Source organism: Spirosoma gilvum, from assembly GCF_054776815.1.
On the sequence record NZ_BAAHBH010000007.1, the window covers coordinates 142,468 to 164,002 of the forward strand.

General features: G+C 50.4%; 15 protein-coding genes and 1 tRNA gene. 6 read left to right on the top strand and 10 right to left on the bottom strand.

Translation table 11 applies throughout. The annotated features are described in order from the left end of the window. Positions 1-3: 3 nt before the first annotated feature. Complete coding sequence (locus tag ACYVFD_RS19375; RefSeq protein ID WP_461092092.1) at positions 4-1,245, bottom strand: HD domain-containing protein; 1,242 nt, start codon at positions 1,243-1,245, stop codon at positions 4-6. 225 nt (positions 1,246-1,470) lie between these two features. On the opposite strand from ACYVFD_RS19375, the gene ACYVFD_RS19380 reads away from it, so the two are divergent. Further along, a tRNA-Ile gene (locus ACYVFD_RS19380) sits at positions 1,471-1,544 on the top strand. A 143-nt stretch (positions 1,545-1,687) separates the two neighbouring features. On the opposite strand, the gene ACYVFD_RS19385 is transcribed toward ACYVFD_RS19380, so the two are convergent. Genes ACYVFD_RS19385 through ACYVFD_RS19410 form a run of 6 tightly spaced genes read right to left on the bottom strand, consistent with a single transcriptional unit; the run spans position 1,688 to position 11,168 of the window. Then, positions 1,688-3,334 (bottom strand): arylsulfatase, encoded by a 1,647-nt coding sequence (locus ACYVFD_RS19385; RefSeq protein ID WP_461092093.1) that lies wholly within the window; start codon positions 3,332-3,334, stop codon positions 1,688-1,690. Next, positions 3,331-4,716 carry a sulfatase gene (locus tag ACYVFD_RS19390; RefSeq protein WP_461092094.1) on the bottom strand — a complete coding sequence of 462 codons (1,386 nt, stop codon included), beginning with the start codon at positions 4,714-4,716 and terminating at the stop codon, positions 3,331-3,333. The genes ACYVFD_RS19385 and ACYVFD_RS19390 overlap by 4 nt, the downstream gene beginning before the upstream one ends. A gap of 6 nt (positions 4,717-4,722) precedes the next feature. After that, positions 4,723-6,495: an arylsulfatase gene (locus tag ACYVFD_RS19395; RefSeq protein WP_461092095.1), complete on the bottom strand. Its 1,773-nt coding sequence runs from the start codon at positions 6,493-6,495 to the stop codon at positions 4,723-4,725. Positions 6,496-6,498: 3 nt separating this feature from the next. Then, positions 6,499-7,896, bottom strand: a complete 1,398-nt coding sequence (locus tag ACYVFD_RS19400) for a sulfatase family protein (RefSeq protein WP_461092096.1) — start codon at positions 7,894-7,896, stop codon at positions 6,499-6,501. Positions 7,897-7,912: 16 nt separating this feature from the next. Further along, entirely contained in the window at positions 7,913-9,280 is a 1,368-nt protein-coding gene (locus tag ACYVFD_RS19405; RefSeq protein WP_461092097.1) for a sulfatase family protein, read from the bottom strand. Between the two features lie 46 nt (positions 9,281-9,326). Continuing rightward, positions 9,327-11,168, bottom strand: coding sequence for a sulfatase-like hydrolase/transferase (locus ACYVFD_RS19410; protein ID WP_461092098.1), 1,842 nt, complete (start codon positions 11,166-11,168; stop codon positions 9,327-9,329). Positions 11,169-11,389: 221 nt separating this feature from the next. On the opposite strand from ACYVFD_RS19410, the gene ACYVFD_RS19415 reads away from it, so the two are divergent. Continuing rightward, entirely contained in the window at positions 11,390-12,649 is a 1,260-nt protein-coding gene (locus ACYVFD_RS19415) for a serine hydrolase domain-containing protein (RefSeq protein ID WP_461092099.1), read from the top strand. A gap of 235 nt (positions 12,650-12,884) precedes the next feature. On the opposite strand, the gene ACYVFD_RS19420 is transcribed toward ACYVFD_RS19415, so the two are convergent. Further along, positions 12,885-13,475, bottom strand: coding sequence for an HD domain-containing protein (locus ACYVFD_RS19420; RefSeq protein ID WP_461092100.1), 591 nt, complete (start codon positions 13,473-13,475; stop codon positions 12,885-12,887). A gap of 167 nt (positions 13,476-13,642) precedes the next feature. On the opposite strand from ACYVFD_RS19420, the gene ACYVFD_RS19425 reads away from it, so the two are divergent. Continuing rightward, positions 13,643-17,197, top strand: coding sequence for a carboxypeptidase-like regulatory domain-containing protein (locus ACYVFD_RS19425; protein WP_461092101.1), 3,555 nt, complete (start codon positions 13,643-13,645; stop codon positions 17,195-17,197). 124 nt (positions 17,198-17,321) lie between these two features. On the opposite strand, the gene ACYVFD_RS19430 is transcribed toward ACYVFD_RS19425, so the two are convergent. Beyond that, positions 17,322-17,801: a hypothetical protein gene (locus tag ACYVFD_RS19430; protein ID WP_461092102.1), complete on the bottom strand. Its 480-nt coding sequence runs from the start codon at positions 17,799-17,801 to the stop codon at positions 17,322-17,324. Positions 17,802-17,916: 115 nt separating this feature from the next. Beyond that, complete coding sequence (locus ACYVFD_RS19435) at positions 17,917-18,177, bottom strand: hypothetical protein (protein WP_461092103.1); 261 nt, start codon at positions 18,175-18,177, stop codon at positions 17,917-17,919. Between ACYVFD_RS19435 and ACYVFD_RS19440 the strand changes: the two genes are divergently transcribed. The 3 genes from ACYVFD_RS19440 to ACYVFD_RS19450 all read left to right on the top strand — a co-directional run bounded on the left by ACYVFD_RS19440 (position 18,176) and on the right by ACYVFD_RS19450 (position 21,514). Further along, positions 18,176-19,279, top strand: a complete 1,104-nt coding sequence (locus tag ACYVFD_RS19440; RefSeq protein ID WP_461092104.1) for a cytochrome-c peroxidase — start codon at positions 18,176-18,178, stop codon at positions 19,277-19,279. The genes ACYVFD_RS19435 and ACYVFD_RS19440 overlap by 2 nt on opposite strands. Positions 19,280-19,451: 172 nt before the next feature. Continuing rightward, entirely contained in the window at positions 19,452-20,126 is a 675-nt protein-coding gene (locus ACYVFD_RS19445) for a response regulator transcription factor (RefSeq protein WP_461092106.1), read from the top strand. 2 nt (positions 20,127-20,128) lie between these two features. Continuing rightward, a complete protein-coding gene (locus tag ACYVFD_RS19450) occupies positions 20,129-21,514 on the top strand; it encodes a sensor histidine kinase (RefSeq protein WP_461092108.1) in 1,386 nt (461 codons plus the stop codon). Positions 21,515-21,535: the final 21 nt, after the last annotated feature.

Consider the following 21,535-nt stretch of genomic DNA (forward strand, 5'->3'; position numbering starts at 1 on the left):
CAACTACTCTGCCAAATTCCTCGCCCAACAGACGTAGTACCGACGGACAATGTTGGTCAGCACCTGAATATTCGACAGATCGGAGGCATCGGCAATATCGATCACGTTGCCGCCTTTCAGTTTGATGGCAATGCGATCACCCGAAGGCAAATAGGCGGCATTAGTCGCCTGGCCTTCAATCAAAAAGTAGGAAAGCCAATCCTCGGGCATACCTGTTTGCCGCAACTGGCCTTCGATTTGGGTAAGCAGTTCACCCGCAAACGGTTCGGTCGACAGCATAATTTTAAACAGCCGTCGATTGAGCAGCATCTGGCAGAGATTCGAGAAAATCGGGTCAGAATGATAAGCACCCTGTTTCACACAGGTCCAGATGTCAAAATCGTCTAGTCGGGTGAAGGCATCGAGGTAAGTACGATCAGTTTGAAAATCGGCCATCGACACACTGTTGCGGAGAAATAGCCGAAACACATCCGACGCAAACACCGACTCACTCCCCTCCTGCCGACTCAGGAACCTGGCCCGACGCAAAATCTGAATCATCATCGATTCACAGCAAATCGACGTTTTGTGCAGATACACCTGCCAGTACATGAGTCGACGGGCATTCAGAAAGTTTTCGACACTCAGAATTCCTTTAGCCTCTACCACCAGCTGATCATCGACCAGGTCCAGCATTTTAATGATTCGCTCCGCGCCAATAGCCCCTTCAGCTACGCCCGTATAATACCCATCGCGGTTGAGGTAATCCATCCGGTCCATATCCAACTGGCTCGAAATAAGCTGATGGAAAAAAGGCCGTTCATACGTGCCCTCGAACATGCGGATCGCCAGCGACAACGCGCCACCAAACTGCCGATTAAGGTCATGCATCAACATCAGCGAAATCTGCTCATGCGGCACATCGTCGAGCAAACAGCACTCCAGCACATGCGAAAAAGGCCCATGTCCCACATCATGCAACAGAATAGCGATCTGAGCCGCTTCGCACTCATCGTTACTGATGGTGTGGCCTTTACTCTGGAGCGTACTCATCGCCTGCCCCATCAGGTGCATGGCGCCCAATGCGTGATGGAAACGCGTATGCAAAGCCCCTGGGTACACGTATTCAGAGAGCCCTAGTTGCTTGATTCGCCGAAGTCGCTGGAAGTAAGGATGCTCTACTAAATCGAAGAGCAGTTCGGATGGTATGGTTATAAATCCGTAAACCGGATCGTTGAGAATTTTCTTTTTATTGGGCGTTGCCATTAGGCAAAGATACCAGACGAACGTGCATTTTAAACTGTGGCACGGCTAATACAAGCGTTTGATTACCAAATACGAACTCAGCCGTGCCACAGTTCAGCGAGCAGTCTCTACCAGCCTGAAACACAGGATTACTGGCTTACTGATCGAAATATCCGGCCAAATCTGTTCATTCTGTCAAAAAATATGTAAATTTGCCCCGCTGAGTCCGAGCAATCGCTCAGCAACGGGCTTGTAACTCAGTTGGTTAGAGTAACTGACTCATAATCAGTAAGTCCTTGGTTCGAGCCCAAGCTGGCCCACTTGATAATCAGCCGCTTAGCATAAATGTTAAGCGGCTTTATTGTTTAGTTGCAATACATTTTCTCAATCGAGCAGTAGTACGTTTTTGTTTGTAAAGCCAATTCCACGATGCTGCCGTTGTTCCTTAAGCATTTTAGACAGTCTAGTCGGCAGTCCTGAAGAAATTCCACTCTTTCGAGAAGTCGGACTTCATCGTTCCCTTCGGGAAAACGTTGTGCGTATTCGCCCAGGTGTTCCACTGCTGATCAAGCTTTTTGACCAGATCGGGCTGATTGGCGGCCAGGTTGTGCCGCTCCGTTCGGTCGGCATCCAGATCATATAATTCCCAGGGTGCACCAATCACGCCTACGGCTTTCCATTTACCAAACCGAATGGCGCGGTGGTTCTCGTGTTCCCAGTACATGTATTCATGGGGTTGGCGCGTGCCTTTGGTCAGTACGGGCATCAGGCTTTTCCCTTCGATGGGATGAATTTTCTGCCCTTTCGCTTCAGTCGGGTAGGTGGCGCCACTCGCTTCAATAAACGTAGGCATGATGTCGATCAGATAGCCGGGCGCCGATGTGATTTTACCTTTCTGACTGGTCATGCCCGCCGGATAGTGAACAATCAATGGTGTAGCGATACCGCCTTCATAGGAAACGTGTTTAAAACCCTTGAACGGTGTATTGGACGCATTGGCCCAAACTCCTCCGTACGAAATGGCGCCCCCTTTGGCGGGGTCGTTGATCTCGCTGGTAGTTCCTCCGCCCAATACGCCCCCTTCCTGACAGGCACCATTGTCGGACAAAAAGACCAGCAGCGTATTATCCAGCTTGCCTGTCTGCTTCAGGTACTTAACCAGTTTGCCGATGTTCTGATCCATGCGATACACCTGCGCGGCATACACCGCCATCCGATAATCCATTTCCCGTTGTTTGGCAGTGTCCTGCTCTGCCCAGGCCGGGTAAATTTCCGGCCGGGCCGACAGTCCCCATTTTTCAGGTACGATTCCTTCTTTGACCTGCTTGCGAAACCGCTGTTCGCGAAGCGCATCCCAGCCCTGATGGTAGTTACCCCGGAACCGTTCAATATCGTCCGTTAAGGCATGGAGCGGCCAGTGGGGCGACGTAAAGGCCAGGTACAGGAAAAACGGTTGCTGATCGTTCTGTTCTTTCAGGAACGTAAGGGCATTGTCCGTAAACGCATCGGTGGTATAGAACGGCTGACTTACTTTTTCAATCGGTTCATTGTCCTGCCAGATACCGCGTGGCTGAATGGGATCGAGGTAGCTGCTTGCCCCGGCCAGCAATCCATAATACCGATCGAAGCCCCGCTGACGGGGGCGCAGGTCGGGGGTGCTGGAACCCAAGTGCCATTTGCCGGCCATGTAGGTATGATAGCCCGCCGTTTTCAGCACTTCGGCAATCGTCACACAATGGCGGTTCAATTCACCCCGATAGCCCTCTACACCATAATCGTAGTCGATTCGGTTGTTGGGTTCTTTGGTCATGTGGCCGATACCCGCCTGATGCTGAAACAGACCCGTCATCAGGGCGGCACGGGTAGGGCAGCAGCGAGCCGTGTTATAAAACTGAGTAAACCGAACCCCGTCGCGAGCCAGCTTGTCCAGATTAGGAGTAGGAATTTCTGAGCCGTAACAACCCAGATCCGAATAGCCCATGTCGTCGGCCATGATCAGGACGATATTCGGTTTTGAAGTCGCTTTCTGAACGGCTGACTTTTTAGGAGGTATCGCCCCGAAAAAGAAAAAACCGCTCAGGAGCGCACTGAGGATGAGGAGTTGTTTCATGGTTTCACAGAGGAAGGAATGGCTGCCTGAAAATCGGTTGCCGTTTGTCGGCGCCACGCTCGTAGCTGGGTAAGTAGTTGAGTTCGTTTGGCTGGCAGTTTATCGGATAAATCCATCTGTTCAGCGGGGTCGTCGACTAGATTGAATAGCTGAACCTGATCCTTGTCAAAGTATTCAATCAGTTTATACGCTCCATTTCGGATGGCTCCGGCTGAGCGACCACCCAGAAAATGGGGTTTCGGAAGCGGATAATGCCAGTAAAGTGTTCGTTCGAATGGTTTCGCTGTTCCTTTTAAGGTCGAGGCAATACTGGTTCCGTCCAGCACAAAACCGGCTGTGGGTTTTACAGCCGCCAGTTCGAGCAGCGTCGGATAAATATCCAACGTATTGATTACCTGCCTTGAAACTGATCCGGCTTTTATAAAACCCGGCCAATAGGCGATGAACGGCTCGCGGATGCCGCCTTCGTACAGTTCCGATTTACCACCGCGCAGGGGCGCGTTCGATGTTACATTGAGTTCACCGCCATTGTCGGAGGTAAACAGAATCAACGTATTGTCGGTCAGCTTCAGCTCATTTAGCGTAGCCATGATCTGCCCAACCCCGTCATCAATACTCTCCAGCATAGCCGCCAGTTCAGGATTGTTTTTCCGGGTACCAGCACCCGGCTTCTGCTGGTATTTAGCCACTTTATCGGGTTTACCGGCCAGTTTGGTGTGCACAGCATAGTGCGATAAATACAGAAAAAATGGGCGGGCCGCGTTCGGCTTGGCCTGACTGCGCTTAATGAAGTCGACGGCTTCCTGATTCAGTCGGTCGGTCAGGTATTCTCCTTCGGTTTGGGCCGGAACCTCGGGCATGAAAAAGTACGGGTGAAAATAGTCGCCGTTGGCAATGTAGCCGGTTTCGGAGCAGATCACCTCATCCCAGCCATGCTTCGCCGGTTCGCCTTTTTTCTTCGTGTAATCGCCGGTCAGGTGCCATTTACCAATGAGCCCCGTGTGATACCCGGCTTTTTTCAACTGCTCGTTGAGGGTTACGTAGTCGGGCGACAGGTATTTTTCGTCTCTTGCATCCAGATAGTCCGTAATGCCGGTTCGGGCCGGGTGCTGACCAGTCATCAGGGCAATGCGGGTGGGTGTGCAGACCGGTGCGGTGGCATACGCCTGAGTAAACCGCATACCTCCGGCTGCCAGCCGGTCGAGGTTCGGGGTTTCGTTGAAGCGCGGTCCGTCGTTACTGTTTTTGTAGCAGCCCAGTTCACTCCAGCCCAGATCATCAGCCAGAATGATAATAATGTTTGGCGGAGCAGACGGTTTCTTTTGCGCAAAACCCGTGAAGCCCAATAGACAAAGCAAAAGACTAAAACCAACATGTTTCATGCCATACTACTGTTTTTTGACCGTTACATAATAAGCGCCCTGCATGCCTTTGTCTGTTTCCAGCCACGATTCGAGGTTGTACTCACCCCGTTTTATATACACGCGGGGAATGACTATGTCAGTGACGTTGTCTTTCGGCACCTGAACACTACGCTGAATCTGCCCGATACGAACCAGAACCCGACTGCCCTTTTTAACCGAAGGGTGCCGAACGGCAACGTCATAATGACCGTCCGTCTGTACGTTGACAGCCCAGTAACCCAATCCGGTTTCGGTGGTCCAGTTGTTAACCAGGCCCGTCCAGTCCTGCCGAGTCAGTACGGTTGGATTTTCGTGCGGGTCGCCCAGACTGATCCGGCGGGTAACCAGATTTGGACTTGAGGCAATATCGGCAAAAACGCTATCCAGCTTGACTCGTAACTGACTGACAATCGCTGAGTTCGCTGACGCTATGTTCGTGCGTTCGTATGGGTCGGTTTTGAGATCATACAGTTCAAAACTTTCCGGTTGCTGAGAGTCGGCATTGATCGCCACCAGTTTGAAGTTATCCTGGTACAGGGCTGCATTGCGGTATGGTTCAGGCCAGCCCCGATTCCAGGCATTGTAAAAAAGTCTCCGCCGAAATGTTGCCCTGCCCTGAATAACCGGGAGCGCCGATTGTCCGTCAAGGTGTAGCGAAGTCGGAGTTGGGATACGAACGACGTCGAGTAGTGTTGGCAGGACGTCGATGTGCGCCAGTCGCGTATCGATATCTTTATTGACAGCAAAAATACCTTTACCCTGAACAAAAAATGGCGTGCGGGTGCCTCCTTCGTAAACACTACCTTTTCGCCCTTTAAACCCTGTATTGAACCGTAATTGCTGACTGCCATTGTCGGTTGTGAAAATAATGATCGTGTTATCGTCCAGATGCAGGGCTTTTACCTGAGCCAGAATCCGGCCTACATTATCATCAATGTTGGCAACCATGGCATAGACCCGACGCGCATCTTCTTTGTCTTTCTCCGTCATGGTAGCCCAGTCTTTACCCGTTTGCCGGTCGAAAGCGGTATTGAACGCTATGTCTTTGTACTGGTCATAATATTGTTTCGGGACCTGTAAGGGATCGTGTGGCGCGTTGTAAGCGACGTACAGAAAAAACGGTTTCTGCTGGTTCGTTTTCAGAAAATCAAGCGCGGCATCGGTAAAAACATCGGTGCAGTAGCCAGTGGTTTTTACCGGAACATTGTTTTTATAGAGTGTTGAGTTGAAGTAGCAGCTGTCGGGCCGGAAAAAGTTATCGGCATGATCGCCCGGCTGGCCAATACCGCCACCATGCCCGACCAGCGAAAACCCAAAGCCCTGATCGGATGCTCGGTATGGGTACGTATCGCCCAGATGCCATTTGCCAACAATGCCCGTCTGGTAACCGTTCTTCGCCAGAACTTCGGCTAGTGTCACTTCTTCGGATGCCATGATAGAACCACCGTTGTACGTATCATGCACACCCGTTCGCTGGTGATACCGCCCCGTCAGTAAACTCGCCCGTGTAGGACTACAAACCGGCGAGGTATGAAAATTAGTCAGCCGAGTACTCTGGGCCGCAAAACCATCCAGGTTAGGCGTCTTCACGTGGGGGTTCCCATAATAACCCAAATCGCCATACCCCTGGTCGTCGGTCATAATCAGGATAATATTGGGGCGTTTGGGTACTGTTGATGAGGAGGAGGTTTGTGCCCCGGCAGAGGACGCAATAAACATACAGGCCAGAAGCCGCAAGAGGACAATTTGCTTTTTCATGGTTTACCGAGCTGCCAGTTTAAGGGTTTGATACCGCTTCCGCAGATTGGCCAACTGCTTTGCATACCGGGCATCTTTCGCCAGATTTGTTGTTTCGTGTGGGTCATGGGCCGTATCGTAGAGTTCTTCGTAGTCGTGTTCAATAAACTTCATGTACTTGAGGTTTGGGCTTACCACCCCTTCTACCTTCGGGAGTCGCGGGCTACCCATAAAGGTGTGCTCATAGAAAAAATCGGTGCGGACAAGTGTTTTACGGGTAAGGTTGCCAATCAGGTCGACTCCCTGCATGCTGGCCGGAACGGGTACGTTTGCCAGCGATAACAGGGTAGGCGCAATGTCGATATTGAGCGCAATCTGCGTCGGTTTACTTCCCTTGAGGTTTGCGGGCAATCTAGGATCGTAAATAATGAGCGGTACCCGGATGGATTCCTCATGACCGTACCATTTCCCTTCCAGACCGTGTTCGCCCAGATAAAACCCATTATCACCCATAAAAACGATAACCGTGTTTTGATCCAGATTCAATTGCTTTAGCTGCGCAACCAGCTTGCTCACAGCCTCATCGACGCCCGTAATTAGCCGGTAATACTTTTTAACCGTTTCGGCATGTCGCTCCGGCGTGGATAACAACGGCTTCCAGCGCACCCTCGCGATGTTCTGATCGGTTCGAAAAAAATCGGGGAAGCTGTTCCAGTATTTCGGGTTGGCGGTTAGTGGCTGCGGAATGGTGGCGTTGCGGTACAGGTCGTTGAAACGTGACTGCACAACGTACGTTGGCGGATCACCGTCCAGTTCGTGCGGGGCTTTGAAGCTGACCGATAAGCAGAACGGGCCACGCCCCCCATACTTACCCAGAAACTTCTGAATATCGTGGCTGATCGTATCGGTATCATGAATGAGTTGGCCCTGAGTGTTCAGCACTTCATAATCGGGCTGGCTCTTTTTTGTACACGACCAGTAGTCGTACGCATCGCTCGGCTGATGTTTAGTGCCGACGCCGTACTTGCCGATAAAGCCAATTTTATACCCTGCTTTTTTGAACAGCAACGGGTACGTTTGCGCCAGAGCCGCCGGACTAAACGGCGTATCGAAATCATTGATTCTGTGCCGCGACATATACTGGCCGCTCAGCAAGCTGGCCCGGCTAACGCAGCAAATAGCCGTTGTGACGTATGCGTTTTTAAACAGCATTCCTTTGCTGGCCAGATCGTCCAGATTGGGCGTTTGAATAATCGAATTGCCCGTTGCCCCCAGTGCATCCCATCGGTGATCGTCGGTCAGCAGAAAAATGACGTTGGGTTTATCGGCCGTTGTCTGGGCTATCGTTCGGGAAGTTTGCTGAGCGACTGACGAACTGAGAAGGCGGACTGATAAGGCGACAAGCAGGATAAAACGTTTCATACGAGCCGGTTATACGTTATGGCTTTTTGGCGTAAATCCTGTCAATAGTTGCGCCTTCGTCACCTTGTTGCCTCATCCAGGCGTCCAGCTTCTGACGGTATTGTTTGATGCGATCCTGATACGCTGGGTCATTCGCCAGATTGTTCAATTCCCACGGGTCGGCCTGTGTGTCGTAAAATTCGACGGCGGGCCGTTGTACAAATCGTTCGGTAATTTGTCTGGCGGTTGGGTCACTGGTCGCCTGATCGGTCCAGGAAAACCAGACGGAGTTGGGGTCTTTCTGCTGAGGATTCATCATAAACCGATTATAATACGCTTTGTCTGGCGTCAGATTCAGAATCAGTTTGTAGCGCATGTCGCGGATGCTACGAATCGGGTAGGGGTTGCCCTCGGGGATGTTGTTGTGAATGCCATAGGCGTACTCGCGCGCTTTTGAGCTTTTCCCGAGCAGCACCGGCAGAAAACTTTTGCCATCCAGATTGGCGATGGGTTTGCCGCCCGCTATGTCGATGAGGGTAGGGGTAATGTCTTCATACTGAACGAGCGCGTTCGTCTGGGTGCCCGGCTTAACCGTAGCCGGCCATTTGACCAGCATCGAACTTTTCTGACCAACGTCCCACAGGTTCCACTTGGCCCCCGGAAACTGGGCGCCCTGTTCGCCCAGAAATACGACAATGGTATTTTTATCCTGACCCGTTTCTTTCAGGAGCCGCGTAATGTCGCCCACCTGATTATCCAGCCGCCGAACCTCAGCCAGGTACTTCACGAACTGACGCCGGGTTACTTTCGTGTCGACCCAGTTTTTGGGAAGAATCAGCTTGTCGGGGTCAAATTCGGTGGTGTCGCCCACGGTCCAGGGTGCGTGTGGATTGATGCTCATGACGAACAGGCAATACGGCTGGCTGTTGCGCGTCATGTACTCTTTTACGTCATCCAGTTCGTAGTCGTCCGTCGGCGCTACGCAGTTGGGCTCGAAGCCTTTCACGATCTCGAACGGAAAGACGGTTTTCGGTTTTGTGACGTGGTCTTTACCGGTCAGCCCGACACGGTAACCCTGATCGGCCAGATAATGCCCGACGCTCTTCAGATTGTCGTAAACGGGTTTATGGTTCTGAAACGACCCATGCCGCACCGGATACAGGCCCGTAAACAGCGACGCCCGCGTTGGTACGCACATCGCTTCGGACGCATATATCTGGTTGAATTTCAGCCCTTCAGTTGCCAGCGCGTCAATGTTCTTCGTACGGAGATTTTTGCCGCCGTAGCAGCTCAGTTGCTGACTATCCAGGTCATCGGCCATGATAATAATGACATTGGGCTTAGTGGCCGATTTCGATTGGGCAACGACTCCTGCACGATTGCAGAGAAGTAATACCGCCAGCATGAGCAAAGGGTAGTTTCTCACAGACGCATTCATTTTACAGGGTTTCTTATTCATTTTCTTTAAATGCGTCGACCAGATTTTGGGCAGCCCGAACATCGTAAGCCGTATCGACTGAATAGCCTGTCGGGGCATGAGCGACAATTTCCTTAACCTGCGGCAAGGCCGGACTTCCGTCTTTTCCAAAAGATTGCAGTACGCTCAGGGCTTGCAGCCGAACCAGCCGGTTTTCGTTGGTCAGGGCTTTTTTCAGTAAGTCGAGGGCTTCCTCTTTTTGATTGAGCCCGTAAAGTGCTTCGGCGGCCGCCACCTGAACGGCTCCTTCGGGGTCCTGAAGGAGTTTCTGGAGTGAAGCTTTAGCGGCCACCGGCTTCAGGACAGTACAGCCCGTAGCCGCCCAATACCGCACGACTGCATCAGTATCAGTTAGGCGTTTAATTAATTCGGCCGCGTCAGCCGGGTTACGCGAAGAGGCCAGTGAAGCCGTTTCGATGATCCGATTCGTATTGTATTTTCCCTGATGAGCATAGTCCCATAACGGTGTCTGACCGGCGATTTTGGCCAGCATGGCTTCGGGAATAAAGCCAACGTCGTTGCTTTGCCGGAGCCACTGCTCGTTCGCTTTTCGCAACCGGATTAGTTCTTTTGCGTACTTCGGATCAGTGGCCAGATTATGGATGTTGTCGGGGTCTGTCGCTACGTCGTATAATTCCTCGGCAGGCTTGGGTTGCCAGAACCGGGACTGTGTTTCATTCAGTCGCCCGGCTTTGTATTCGGCTTCCCACGACCGGACGGAGGGTGCTTTCCACTGGTAATCCAGATGCTGGCCGTAAATCTTATGTGGCAGGTAGTTCCGAATGTATCGGTATTTTTTATCCCGCACGGATCGCGACATATCAATGGCTTCGTCCATTCGACCCCGGAACCCATAGGCGTATTGGTGTTCAGACTTCTGTTGGGTTCCCAGAAACGCCTGCCCCTGCATATAATCGGGAATTTTGATACCAACCAGACTCAGAATGGTTGGGGCGAAGTCCAGAAACGTAACAAGCTGGTCCGTCTGCGATCCGGCTTTTGCTTTCGCCAGATGCGCGTATTTCTTCGGCAGATGAACCACCAGCGGTACGTGCAGACCCGACTCGTACATAAACCGTTTGCTGCGACCCAGCACCCCGCCATTGTCGGCGTAGTAAAACACGATGGTATTGTCGGCCAGTCCCGCGTCGGTCAGTTCTTTTAGAAGCTTTCCGAATTGCCCATCCATCGTTTCAACCTTGTCGTAATACTGCGCCCAGTCGTGTTTAAACTCGGCGGTATGCGGATGGTACGGCGGAATAGGCGCTTTTTCGGGGTCGTGATGCAGGGAAGGCAGTGGCTGATGCAACCCGCTTTCGTGCGAGACGAACAGGTTGAATACCGCAAAGAACGGCTGACCCGGTTTACGGTTTTTGTAGGTTGCCTTATCGCTCGACTCGTCCCAGGCGTCTACCTGATCGGTGGTGTTGTAATCTTTCTTGGAATTGTTCGTCGTGTAATACCCCGCTTCCCGCAGATATTTTGGAAAAAACTTTACGAACGACGGCACCGGGTACGTACTACGCATATGCTCAGTGCCCAGTGAGGGCGGATACATGCCTGTAATCAGTGTGTTGCGCGAGGGGGCACAAACCGGAGCCGTCGAAAAGGCATTTTTGTACAGAATACTCTCTTTGGCAAACTGGTCGATGTTGGGCGTTGTGGCATACGAGTTTCCGTAACAACCAATCAGCGACGTATTGTTGTCTTCACTAACAATCCAGAGAATATTCGGCCGGTCGGCAGGTGCCTGAGCCCAGCTTTGAAAGGAGACCAGTAGTAGCAATCCGACGAGTCGTTTCTTAATTCGTAGCATAAGCGGTTTTGTGTCTGCCCAATAGCATGATCTACTAGCAGAAGTAAAGCAGTATAGCTTACTGTTTTACGCATCGATAGTACACAGACTGTCTGTTGAAGCCTGAGTGCCCTTTAGCGACCCAGTTCCGGTATTTAGCCGAAAGCTCTTTCTCCGACTGTAACCTTTCAGGATTATCACAGTTTCCAAGGCTCAAACTCCATTCTTGCCTTCTCAACGCAATGAGTGGGCTCACTACGTTGAAAGCCGTGAACACAAAACCACCTTTTCCCAAAACTCAGATTACAGTCAACGGTCAGATCGTTTTTCGACTTCTTTTTTTAGGGCAATTATTGACGATGCTTTTGCTGGCCACCTTGTCTTATGGTCAGCAAAAGCATGATATAAACCGCCAACGAATTGAAACCAGACTCATGCCCATCGCCAGGTCAGGGGCTGATAGCGGTTCTTACCAGACGATTGATCAACGAATGAATACCCTGAGTGTTCCTGGGGTGAGCATTGCCGTCTTTGATGAAGGAAAAATAGCCTGGACTAAAGGGTATGGGCTAAGCGACAAAGCTCATACCAAACCGGTGGATGCTTCTACACTTTTTCAGGCAGCCTCTATTTCTAAACCTGTGACGTCGGTAGCCACATTTCGTTTGATTGAACGAAATGTTATTTCACTTGATGAAGACGTGAATCAGAAGCTTCAACGGTGGACACTACCAGAGAGTCCCTATACAGTAAAAGAGAAGGTGACTGTCCGACGGATCATCAGCCATATGGGTGGCCTAACTGTTCATGGATTCGCGGGTTATAATCCAGCCGACAAACTGCCGACGGTAACTCAAATTCTCAATGGCACTCCACCCGCCAATTCATCACCTGTTCGGGTTATGGAAACACCGGGTGAAAAAGAAAGGTATTCAGGAGGAGGGTTCACGATTCTTCAACTGCTTCTGGAAGATGTTACCGGAAAACCCTTTGGCCCACTGCTGGAAGAACTCGTACTCCAACCTATGGGTATGAAACAAAGTACGTTCAGTCTGCCTTTGTCAGCCGAGCAAAACACACATGCAGCAAAAGGATATGAAGGTAATGGCAACCTGGTCAACGGAGGCTATCATGTTTACCCCGAATTAGCGGCTGCTGGTCTCTGGACAACCCCCGCTGACTTAGCCCGATTTATGCTTAATGTGAGCAGTTCGTACCGGGCCGATCAGGGCCTTCTCAAGCAAACGACCGTTCGCCAGATGCTGACGAAGATTCCGGGCGCTGGCGGATTAGGGTTTGGCGTCGATGGCTCGGGCGAGACCCTGCGTTTTCGTCATAGTGGGGGTAATGCTGGCTTTTCCTGTTATGCGGTAGCCTTTGCCAACAGTGGCCGTGGCGTTGTGATCATGACCAATTCAGATAACGGCACGGCTTTGATTCATGAACTGGTCCGGGCCATTGCCCGAGAGTACCAGTGGCCTGCCATGTGGCCAAGAGAATAACAGGTAAGCTTGCTAAATAGCCTATTTCGCTAACAGGTGCCCAACACTTTATAAAAAAAGCCTGACTACATAATGAGTCAGGCTTTTAACATCTTAACCTAAGTGCTTTCCTTATGCAACTAGTATTAAAAACAGATTAAAACCAAAATCCTACTTATCCAATCTACTTTAAACGAAAAGTAGCCTTTCGAACACCTCTTCTGTCATTCCTGCAGGCGGTATCAAGCTGGATGGTTTACTTTTTTAAAATTCCTTTTTCAACACTGTCATTGATAAGCTGCTCTGCATATTGCCAAATGTGCGTAGACCCCTGTTGGATAACTTGTTTTTTTGTATAAACCTTTTCATAGTTTACGCCAAACTCATTCCAGGTGCCGCCATTATTCGATGTATTCTGGAGTAAGGGTTCCAGTCGGTCCATGGCTCGGGCAAACTTTGCTTCATTGGTTTGATGCTCCTCAAACTCTTCCCATATGGCTATCAGCTCGCGAGCCTGATCATCAGGCAATAAGCCAAAGATTCGCTGGGCCGCCTTTCGTTCTTCCTCAGTATTGCTGTGGTTCTTTTGCGTATCATAGATAAACGTGTCGCCAGCGTCTATTTCGACAATATCGTGAATTAGCAACATCTTAATAACTTTGAGCAGATCAACCTGAACATCTGCATGCTCAGCTAAAACAATGGCCATTAATGCCAGATGCCAACTGTGTTCGGCATCATTTTCGTTTCGGTCACTGTTGAATAGTTTAGTCTTACGAAGAATATATTTGAGTTTATCCACTTCTTTAATAAACTCAATCTGCCTGGAGAGATTCGTAAATTCCATTTTTTGGTTTATGGCTTTTGTGGTAAAGTTGACAAAACTTCTGAAAGATTGGGCAACCAATAGCCACATTCATTAAGAAATAGTATCATGGAAACCGGGCGGTTACCTAGTATAGCTATAGGTATAATGACGTAGTGGGGATCTTTTTTAGCGATAATCCACTAACTATGCGCACCTCATTTTTCCTCGGCTGGATAACCGTCGCTCTACTTCTTGGATCTACCCTGCTGGTTCATGGGCAACCGACAGCCGTACTGACTGGCTACGTAACGGATGCCACGACGGAAAAACCCATGCCGTTTGCCAACGTCTACGTAAATGGATCAACGCGGGGTGCCATTACCGACGAAAAAGGCTATTATACCTTAGCAGGTGTGCCACTGGGTACGGTCGAAATAGCCGCTTCATTTGTTGGGTATCAACCTGCTACACAAACAATACGATTCGATAATACAGCACCTCAGAAAGCGAATTTCCGTCTGAAACCGAGTGAACAACTATTGGATGCCGTAACCGTGCGGGGCAATCCGAAAAGTTGGGAGCGGCACCTGCGTCAGTTTAAAAAGCAACTCTTCGGCGAACCGTTTGGCGGACAGTGCCAACTTATAAATAGTGAAGTTCTCAACTTCAAAGAAGAGAAAGACCATCTGTACGCAACCGCTAACGAACCGTTGATCATTGACAATCAGGCGTTAGGCTATCGACTAATCTATGCCTTGCAACATTTCGATGCAACTACGTCAGGAGAGGTTTATTCGGCGGGGGCGGCCCGTTTTGAAGAACTTAAACCGGAGAACGAACGGCAAGCCAGCCGGTTTCAGCGTAACCGGCTGATAGCTTATAAAGGGTCGATCAGGCACTTGATGACCAGCCTGATTGACAATACCTTCGAACAGGCTGGTTTTCTGGTCTATCAGGAAGATGTTACCAAAATGATTTCCCTCGAACAGCGGTCAATTACCCTCACGGCTGCCATTAACGACTACAAGCGTTTGGTTCCGATCAAGGTTTCTACGGCCATTCAACCCGGCCGATTAGCCACCGAACGCCGATTGGTCTCGCCTATGAAACTGATTGTATTCTATACGAATGCAACCTCGGGCTTTTCGCCCTATCCCGATGCTCGTTACGCCTATACGGAAATGAAACTGCCTCGCGGTCAGATGCAAATGACCGTTGATGGAGTTGTTACGATGCCCGAAGGTATGGAAGTGAAAGGCTCAATGGGTAACGACCGGCTATCGACGATGTTGCCCGCCGACTGGAAACCCGAAGGACCTGAGAAGGAAGCACCGACAAACAGCCAGTTGGCTACTCAGGGAAAACTCATGCCACCCGATGCCCGCATGGGACGTATTACAACAGCCTTCAACGAACGATTCAAGTTGCTGGCTCCCACCGTGTTTGTGCACATCGACAAACCCTTTTATGCCACTGGCGACCGGCTCTGGATGAGCACGTACCTGCTCGATGCGGCCAGTCACCAGCGAACCGCTGGCGAAACGGCTATCCATGTCGACCTGCTTACGTCAACCGGGAAACTCGTGCAGCATCAGTGGGTACGTATCGTCGACGGACGTGGCGAAGGCAATTTCCGCCTGGCTGATACCCTCACGACGGGAACGTATCGGCTACGCGCTTATACCGATGAAGATGATGCCCAGCGACGTCCGGCTTTCGAGCGATCTGTAGCTATCTATAATTTGGTTCACAACGAGGTATCCTTTCGTAGTGATTCTGTTCCTCAGCCAGTAGACGTTCAGATTTTGCCCGAAGGTGGTCGCTGGATTTCGGGGTTGCCAGCACGTCTGGGCGTAAAAATTGTCAAGCCCAATGGTCATGGATTGCCCATTGCGGGACGTATCGTCGACGAGCAGGGCGCTGAAGTCGTTCGTTTCAGGACCAACCCACAGGGGATGACCAGCGTGTCGATGGAGCCAACGATGCAGCGGACGTATTATGCCGACATAACATATAACAACCAGCCGCAACGCGTTCCGTTGCCCAAACCCGAAACGGAAGGGCTGTCACTTTCAGCCGATGTGGTTACCGATACGACCCGTTTGGCGTTAACCATATTGAGTTCAAATCGGGCCGTTGCCGACTCCGTGTATCTTCTGATTCAACAGCACGGCCGAGTGGTCGATGGTCGAAAAATTCTCCTGCAAAATGGGGTGGCGAAGATAAGCCTGCCCATGATGACCTGGTTGCCGGGCCTGGCACAAATCACCCTTTACGATGCCAGCGCCAGGCCTCAGGCTGAGCGATTAGTTTTTGTTCCTGAATTCATGGCACCGATACGGGTGATAATGGGCGTCAACAAAAAGCGGTATCAGCCCCGCGAACAGGCTATTCTGAATGTCAAGCTGAACAATAATGGGGCACCGGTACAGGCTGCTTTATCGGCGTCGATTACCGATGCCGGACAAGTACCCAACGACACCGCCGACGCTACGTTGCCAGTCCATCTGTTATTAACGGGAGAGCTTCGGGGACGCATCGAAAACCCCAACAACTACATAGTGACTCACACGGCCGAGGCCCGCCGAGCACTGGACGACCTGCTGCTGACGCAGGGCTGGCGACGGGTCAGTGGCACACTCGAAACGGATTCGCTGGGTGGTATATCGCTTAGAGGTCGCATTTTGAATGCCAAACATAGTCCAATACCGGGTGCTCAACTTATTGTGATGTCGACAGGATCCGCAAAATCGTTTGTAAAATCGGCAGGCACTGACGACCAGGGGCGTTTTCGGCTGGCGGGCATGGCTATTGCCGATACAGTACAGTTACTGGCGAAAATCGCTGACCGTCAGTTTAAACCTATTCCGACCAAGGAAGCCTTTCTGGTTCAGGAAGGTCCCGGAAAAGAATGGGAATCTGGTAAACTAACGATTGTACCAAACTGGTCGACATGGCGGGCGCAACTGGAAGCTGCCCGAATTCGGCAGGAAGCAAACGCCGATCTGTACCGCGATAAAACGGCGAAAGTGCTAAACGAAGTGACGGTTCGAGCACAAAAAAAATTCGATGAGAGACCCGAGGATATTCAACAGCGTAGTTTGCACAATCAGGCTGATGCCGTTATTGTAGTCGATGAGAAATCGCCCGTCTTTCAGAATCTATACGAAATGCTTCAGGGACGATTAACTGGCGTGAGGGTTAAACGAGTAGGAGCCGCAGTAGCGCTTGCCTATAATGTATCTATACGGGGGGCGAATAGTTTTAGTATGGGTTCACAACCACTGTATTTGATGGATGGTATGCCCATTGAAGACCCTTATGGAACGGCTCTGTTTTTCTTCAGCCCAAGCGATATTGAACGAATCGAAGTGTTGAAAAGTGCAATCACAACGGGTACATATGGGGCTCGGGGAGGGAACGGAGTCATTGCGTTTTACACAAAACGTGCACGGCCCATGCAGGGAAGTGCAAAATCTACGGAGGGAATGACGCCAATGCAATTGATTGGCTATCCGTCGGTACAGCGCGAATTTTACGTGCCCCGCTACGATGCGGAGGTAACAGCCAGCCCCATTTCTGGACCCGTCGATAGCCGGGATGTTCTCTATTGGAAACCTCTTATGCAAACCGATAGTCAGGGACACAGCCAACTACGTTTTCCACTGTCGGATGTAGTGCGAACTTTGCGCGTGGTGATACAAGGCATTACAGCCGATGGTCGTCCGGTGCTGGGCGTTCAGTTAATCCAGGTTCAATAAGCAGTGATTTATTTCTCTCACACGTACTATTCGAGCGTGCATGTTAAACTGTGGCCCGGCTGCTACGAGCGTCTGCTTATCAACTATGGGATCAGCCGTGCCACAGTTCGGCGAGCAGGTTCTATTATTTTGAGGCAATTGCCTGATTGAATGCTCTGCGAACCGAAGGCAGAAAAAGAAAACTCAACATGCTCAGGCTCATCAACGCGTCAAGCACTTGATATAGCGTCCGAAAGCCAACCACCACCACTAACACCATTGTCCATAAGAATAGGAGAGCGGCCAATCCTACGGCAGCAACCCAGGCCCAGTGATAACCACTGTCACCAACGAACGACTCCGCTAAGGGCCATTTTAGCCGAGTCAGCAGGGCGTAGGCTAAAAACAGGGGGGTGAGGCCAAAGAGCAAAAAAATGAAGAGACCAGGCAGAAAAAAATCGGTGATTAACCAGGAGAACCGATCAGGAGAAACAGCCATCCATTGACCAGAGGGGTCAGCCATCAGGTGCCAGCCACCCTGCATGCCGCCTACAGAAAGAATCCCCAACAGCACAAGCGCACCATAAACTGATTGAGATCTGGTCTTTTTATCGGATCCGTTCACCCTTTCCATTATCAATAAAATACTATTTCTTCTTAGTGAAAGAACAACAAGCTTCTAACAGTAGTTGTTTAACCGAGTTAGACCGAGTAGGTAAAAGCCCATTCAGCGAATCAACCTACTGCTGTTGATTGCGTTCATCACCAATATAAGCATCGTTTAACATGCACTCTCTCAAAATAGGCACTTCTTCAATTTTACCGTGTGGTCTTCCATCCTCTTCAGATTTAGCCCACAGAAGCCGCCCATACAAAAAGCAAAAGTCGATTATCAGGGTAGAGTAGCTATTTTTTAATAATTTAACGAACTTTATTGGTGAAACATAGGCCAATAATACGGGTTCTTCTGGTTTAAAGATGAATGGCTGGCGGTGAATCATGAAGGTTACTAGTACACTACTCATTACGTCAGTTGCCTTGCTGGTCATGGCTTTTTTCTTTTCAGCCTATCGGAAGGCTCCGCTATTCAATGTGCCCCCCCATTTTCCAGAGCCAGTTTATCCATTTGACACAAACCCACTGACTCAGGCCGGAATAGATCTGGGCAGAGCGCTGTTTTACGAACCCCTTCTGTCGAAAGACAATACCATCAGTTGCAGCAGTTGTCATCAACAGGCATCGGGGTTTACCCAGCCGGGGCATGCACTAAGCCGAGGCATCAACGAGTTGTCGACCAAACGAAATGCCATGCCATTGGCAAATCTGGCCTGGTCAAGTCGTTTTGGATGGGATGGTCGTATTCATGATCTGGACTCATTCCCGATGGTTCCTATCCAGAATGAAGCCGAAATGAATGAGTCCCTACCAACGATTCTGGAAAAACTCCGCAAAAAGCGAGGCTACCCCATTCTGTTTACGAAGGCGTTTGGCAGCCCTGATATTACGTCCGAGCGGCTTTTGAAAGCACTTTCGCAGTTTATGCTCACGATGGTGTCGGCCAATTCGCGCTACGACAGAGCGGTACGTCACAAAGGCGCTACATTCACACCTGCCGAGCGGGCGGGCTGGATCTTAGTGGAGCGAAAATGCAGTGGTTGCCATCCAGAGCCCTTGTTCACCGACTATTCGTTTCGAAATATCGGTCTATCCAAAACGGAGAATGGCGACCAGGGGCAGTTCGGCATTACGTTAAAAAGCGATGATCGCTACAAGTTTAAAGTGCCTACACTACGCAACGTCGCCGTAACCGCTCCCTACATGCACGATGGTCGATTTGCTACCTTAGAAGAGGTAGTGGCGCACTATAGCTCGCGGGTTGAGCACGACGAAACGCTGGACACCCTCCTGAAAAAAGACCGCGAAACAGGCATTCTCGGCATTTCGCTCACACCTGCTGAACAGGCAGATATCGTCGCCTTTTTGCGAACGCTGACTGACGACTCGTTTCTGCAGGACAGCCGGTTTGCCGAACCCAGCCTGTCCACATCTGCTTCGACGAAGTCTGTAATCAGTACAAAGGCTACACCTAAGCCACTCCCTTAACGAGTTCGCGAACGCCATTAGCTTCGGATACGGGTTACCAAAACCTCCCATCGCATAGTCACCGCCATAACAAAGCTAAATTGGTTATTGTAGTTTATGTATTGGCAATACTCCTACTTTCGTACCATAGTACATCAATGGTTGACAGAGTGTAGTCGAGTACGCTTAATCTATGAAGATATTACTTGTTGAAGATGAAGTGAGTCTGGCATCCTTTATTCGCAAAGGCGTGGAGAGCGAAGGCTACGAAATTGATCTGGCTTATGACGGCCTGATGGGTCAGCGTATGGCGGATAATAATACCTATGATGTCATCGTACTGGATGTCAACCTGCCCTATATCAACGGTTTTGAATTATGTAAATACATAAAGCAGCAGTCTCCCAAGCAATCAATACTACTGCTGACAGCATTGGACAGCCTGCCCGATAAAGAAAGTGGTTTTGGCGCCGGAGCCGATGATTACCTGGTCAAACCATTCGAATTTCGAGAACTGATGCTACGGATCAAAGCCCTTGCCCGTCGAAACAGTGATTATAGCGGTTTAAAAACCGTGTTACGGGTAGCCGATCTGGAACTGAACACCGAAGCGCACTCAGTAACCCGGGCAGCACAGCGGATTGACCTGACCGCCCGCGAATATGCTCTACTGGAGTATCTAATGATCAATAAAGGAAAAATTGTGAGTCGGATCGACATCGCCGAAAAAGTTTGGGATTTACATTTCGACACCAACACCAACGTCATTGAGGTGTATGTCAACTACTTACGAAAGAAGATCGACAAGGATTTCAGTCCAAAACTACTGCATACGATTGTAGGAATGGGCTATGTCTTACGGGGCTGATTATGCAGATCAAACACAAACTCATTCTCTGGTTTTCGGCCCTGGTAGCAAGTATACTGCTTATTTTTTCAGTCTATGTCTACAGTACCTATGCCCGCTTCCGGCAACGATCCATTGAGGATCGATTGGAGCGAAAAGCCAGGGTTACGGAACAATTGCTAACGCTGAAAGGGGTTGCGGGTAGTGTGATCACCTCCATGCCCGAGCAGGTTGAGTTTGTTTATTCACCGTCCGATAGTCTGATCTATACTAGCCAGGGAACGAATGATTTTGTGTCTGGACTGCCATTTCGGCAACGGGTACGCCGGGAACGACTGGTCCATTTTCAGTATGAAAGTTCGGGGCATACCTACCCAAAAGACGGAGTCGCCCTGACCTATGCGGGCCTATCGCCCTCGCCCGATGGTCGGGAATATGTAGCCATTGTGACCGCTTATGATCAGGATGGGTATCAACGGCAGCGGGAATTACGGGATCTGTTTATTATCGGCAATGCAATGGGCATTGGTCTGGTAATTTTTTTAGGGTATTTCTTTTCCCGGCAAGCCCTCAAACCACTCAATAACCTGATCGATCAGATTAACGTACCCGCTGCTGGTACACTGCCTTTCCGACTGAAAGCCGATAACCCCCAGGATGAAGTGGGTGTACTGGCACAAGCCTTCAACGACCTGCTTACCCGACAGGAGCGGCTGGTCGAAAACCAACGCTCGTTTATTGCCCAGGCCTCTCATGAACTGCGAACACCGCTGACAACGATCAAAGGATGGCTGGAAACCTCACTCCTCTACGACGCCGACCCGGATGCGCTCAAACGGGGTATAACACAAGCCGTTACCGAACTGGACAAACTAACAGCACTGGCCAATGGCTTACTCCAACTGGCCCGTATTGACGGCGTAGACGCTCACCTGGACCGCCAGCCTCTTGAACTAGTAGAAATCGTACTCGATGCCGCCGATACGCTTGGCCAACAACGGATTGACCAATCGTTATCGGTACAGGTTAGCGACGGTATTCTGGAACAACCCGTCCCTATAGCAGTCCTGGGCAATGCACACTTACTTAAAACAGCACTACTGAACCTGTTAGACAATGCCGCTAAATACTCCAGCGGCCAGCCTGTCACGCTGTGCCTGGAAATGGATACCGAAGCGCGGGCACGCATCCGCATCGAAGATCGAGGTGTTGGCATGCCTCCCGGCGAAGAAGAGCGCGTACTACAACCGTTGGTTCGGGGGTCTAACGTAAAAACAATCAATGGCTTTGGTATTGGCTTAACACTGGCCCATCGAATCATCACGCTTCATCAAGGGCAGCTCCATTTCCATCCCCGTCCCGGCGGAGGAACTATCACCGAAATCATCTTCCCCTTACAACGTGCTTAAGCCCGTTCTAATATTAACTAA

Excerpts from the sequence above, each read along its gene's own strand:
- ACYVFD_RS19375 (WP_461092092.1), bottom strand. The coding sequence starts at position 1,245 with ATGGCAACGCCCAATAAAAAGAAAATTCTCAACGATCCGGTTTACGGA.
- ACYVFD_RS19385 (WP_461092093.1), bottom strand. The coding sequence starts at position 3,334 with ATGAAACAACTCCTCATCCTCAGTGCGCTCCTGAGCGGTTTTTTCTTT.
- ACYVFD_RS19390 (WP_461092094.1), bottom strand. The coding sequence starts at position 4,716 with ATGAAACATGTTGGTTTTAGTCTTTTGCTTTGTCTATTGGGCTTCACG.
- ACYVFD_RS19395 (WP_461092095.1), bottom strand. The coding sequence starts at position 6,495 with ATGAAAAAGCAAATTGTCCTCTTGCGGCTTCTGGCCTGTATGTTTATT.
- ACYVFD_RS19400 (WP_461092096.1), bottom strand. The coding sequence starts at position 7,896 with ATGAAACGTTTTATCCTGCTTGTCGCCTTATCAGTCCGCCTTCTCAGT.
- ACYVFD_RS19405 (WP_461092097.1), bottom strand. The coding sequence starts at position 9,280 with ATGCTGGCGGTATTACTTCTCTGCAATCGTGCAGGAGTCGTTGCCCAA.
- ACYVFD_RS19410 (WP_461092098.1), bottom strand. The coding sequence starts at position 11,168 with ATGCTACGAATTAAGAAACGACTCGTCGGATTGCTACTACTGGTCTCC.
- ACYVFD_RS19415 (WP_461092099.1), top strand. The coding sequence starts at position 11,390 with ATGAGTGGGCTCACTACGTTGAAAGCCGTGAACACAAAACCACCTTTT.
- ACYVFD_RS19420 (WP_461092100.1), bottom strand. The coding sequence starts at position 13,475 with ATGGAATTTACGAATCTCTCCAGGCAGATTGAGTTTATTAAAGAAGTG.
- ACYVFD_RS19425 (WP_461092101.1), top strand. The coding sequence starts at position 13,643 with ATGCGCACCTCATTTTTCCTCGGCTGGATAACCGTCGCTCTACTTCTT.
- ACYVFD_RS19440 (WP_461092104.1), top strand. The coding sequence starts at position 18,176 with ATGAAGGTTACTAGTACACTACTCATTACGTCAGTTGCCTTGCTGGTC.
- ACYVFD_RS19435 (WP_461092103.1), bottom strand. The coding sequence starts at position 18,177 with ATGATTCACCGCCAGCCATTCATCTTTAAACCAGAAGAACCCGTATTA.
- ACYVFD_RS19445 (WP_461092106.1), top strand. The coding sequence starts at position 19,452 with ATGAAGATATTACTTGTTGAAGATGAAGTGAGTCTGGCATCCTTTATT.
- ACYVFD_RS19450 (WP_461092108.1), top strand. The coding sequence starts at position 20,129 with ATGCAGATCAAACACAAACTCATTCTCTGGTTTTCGGCCCTGGTAGCA.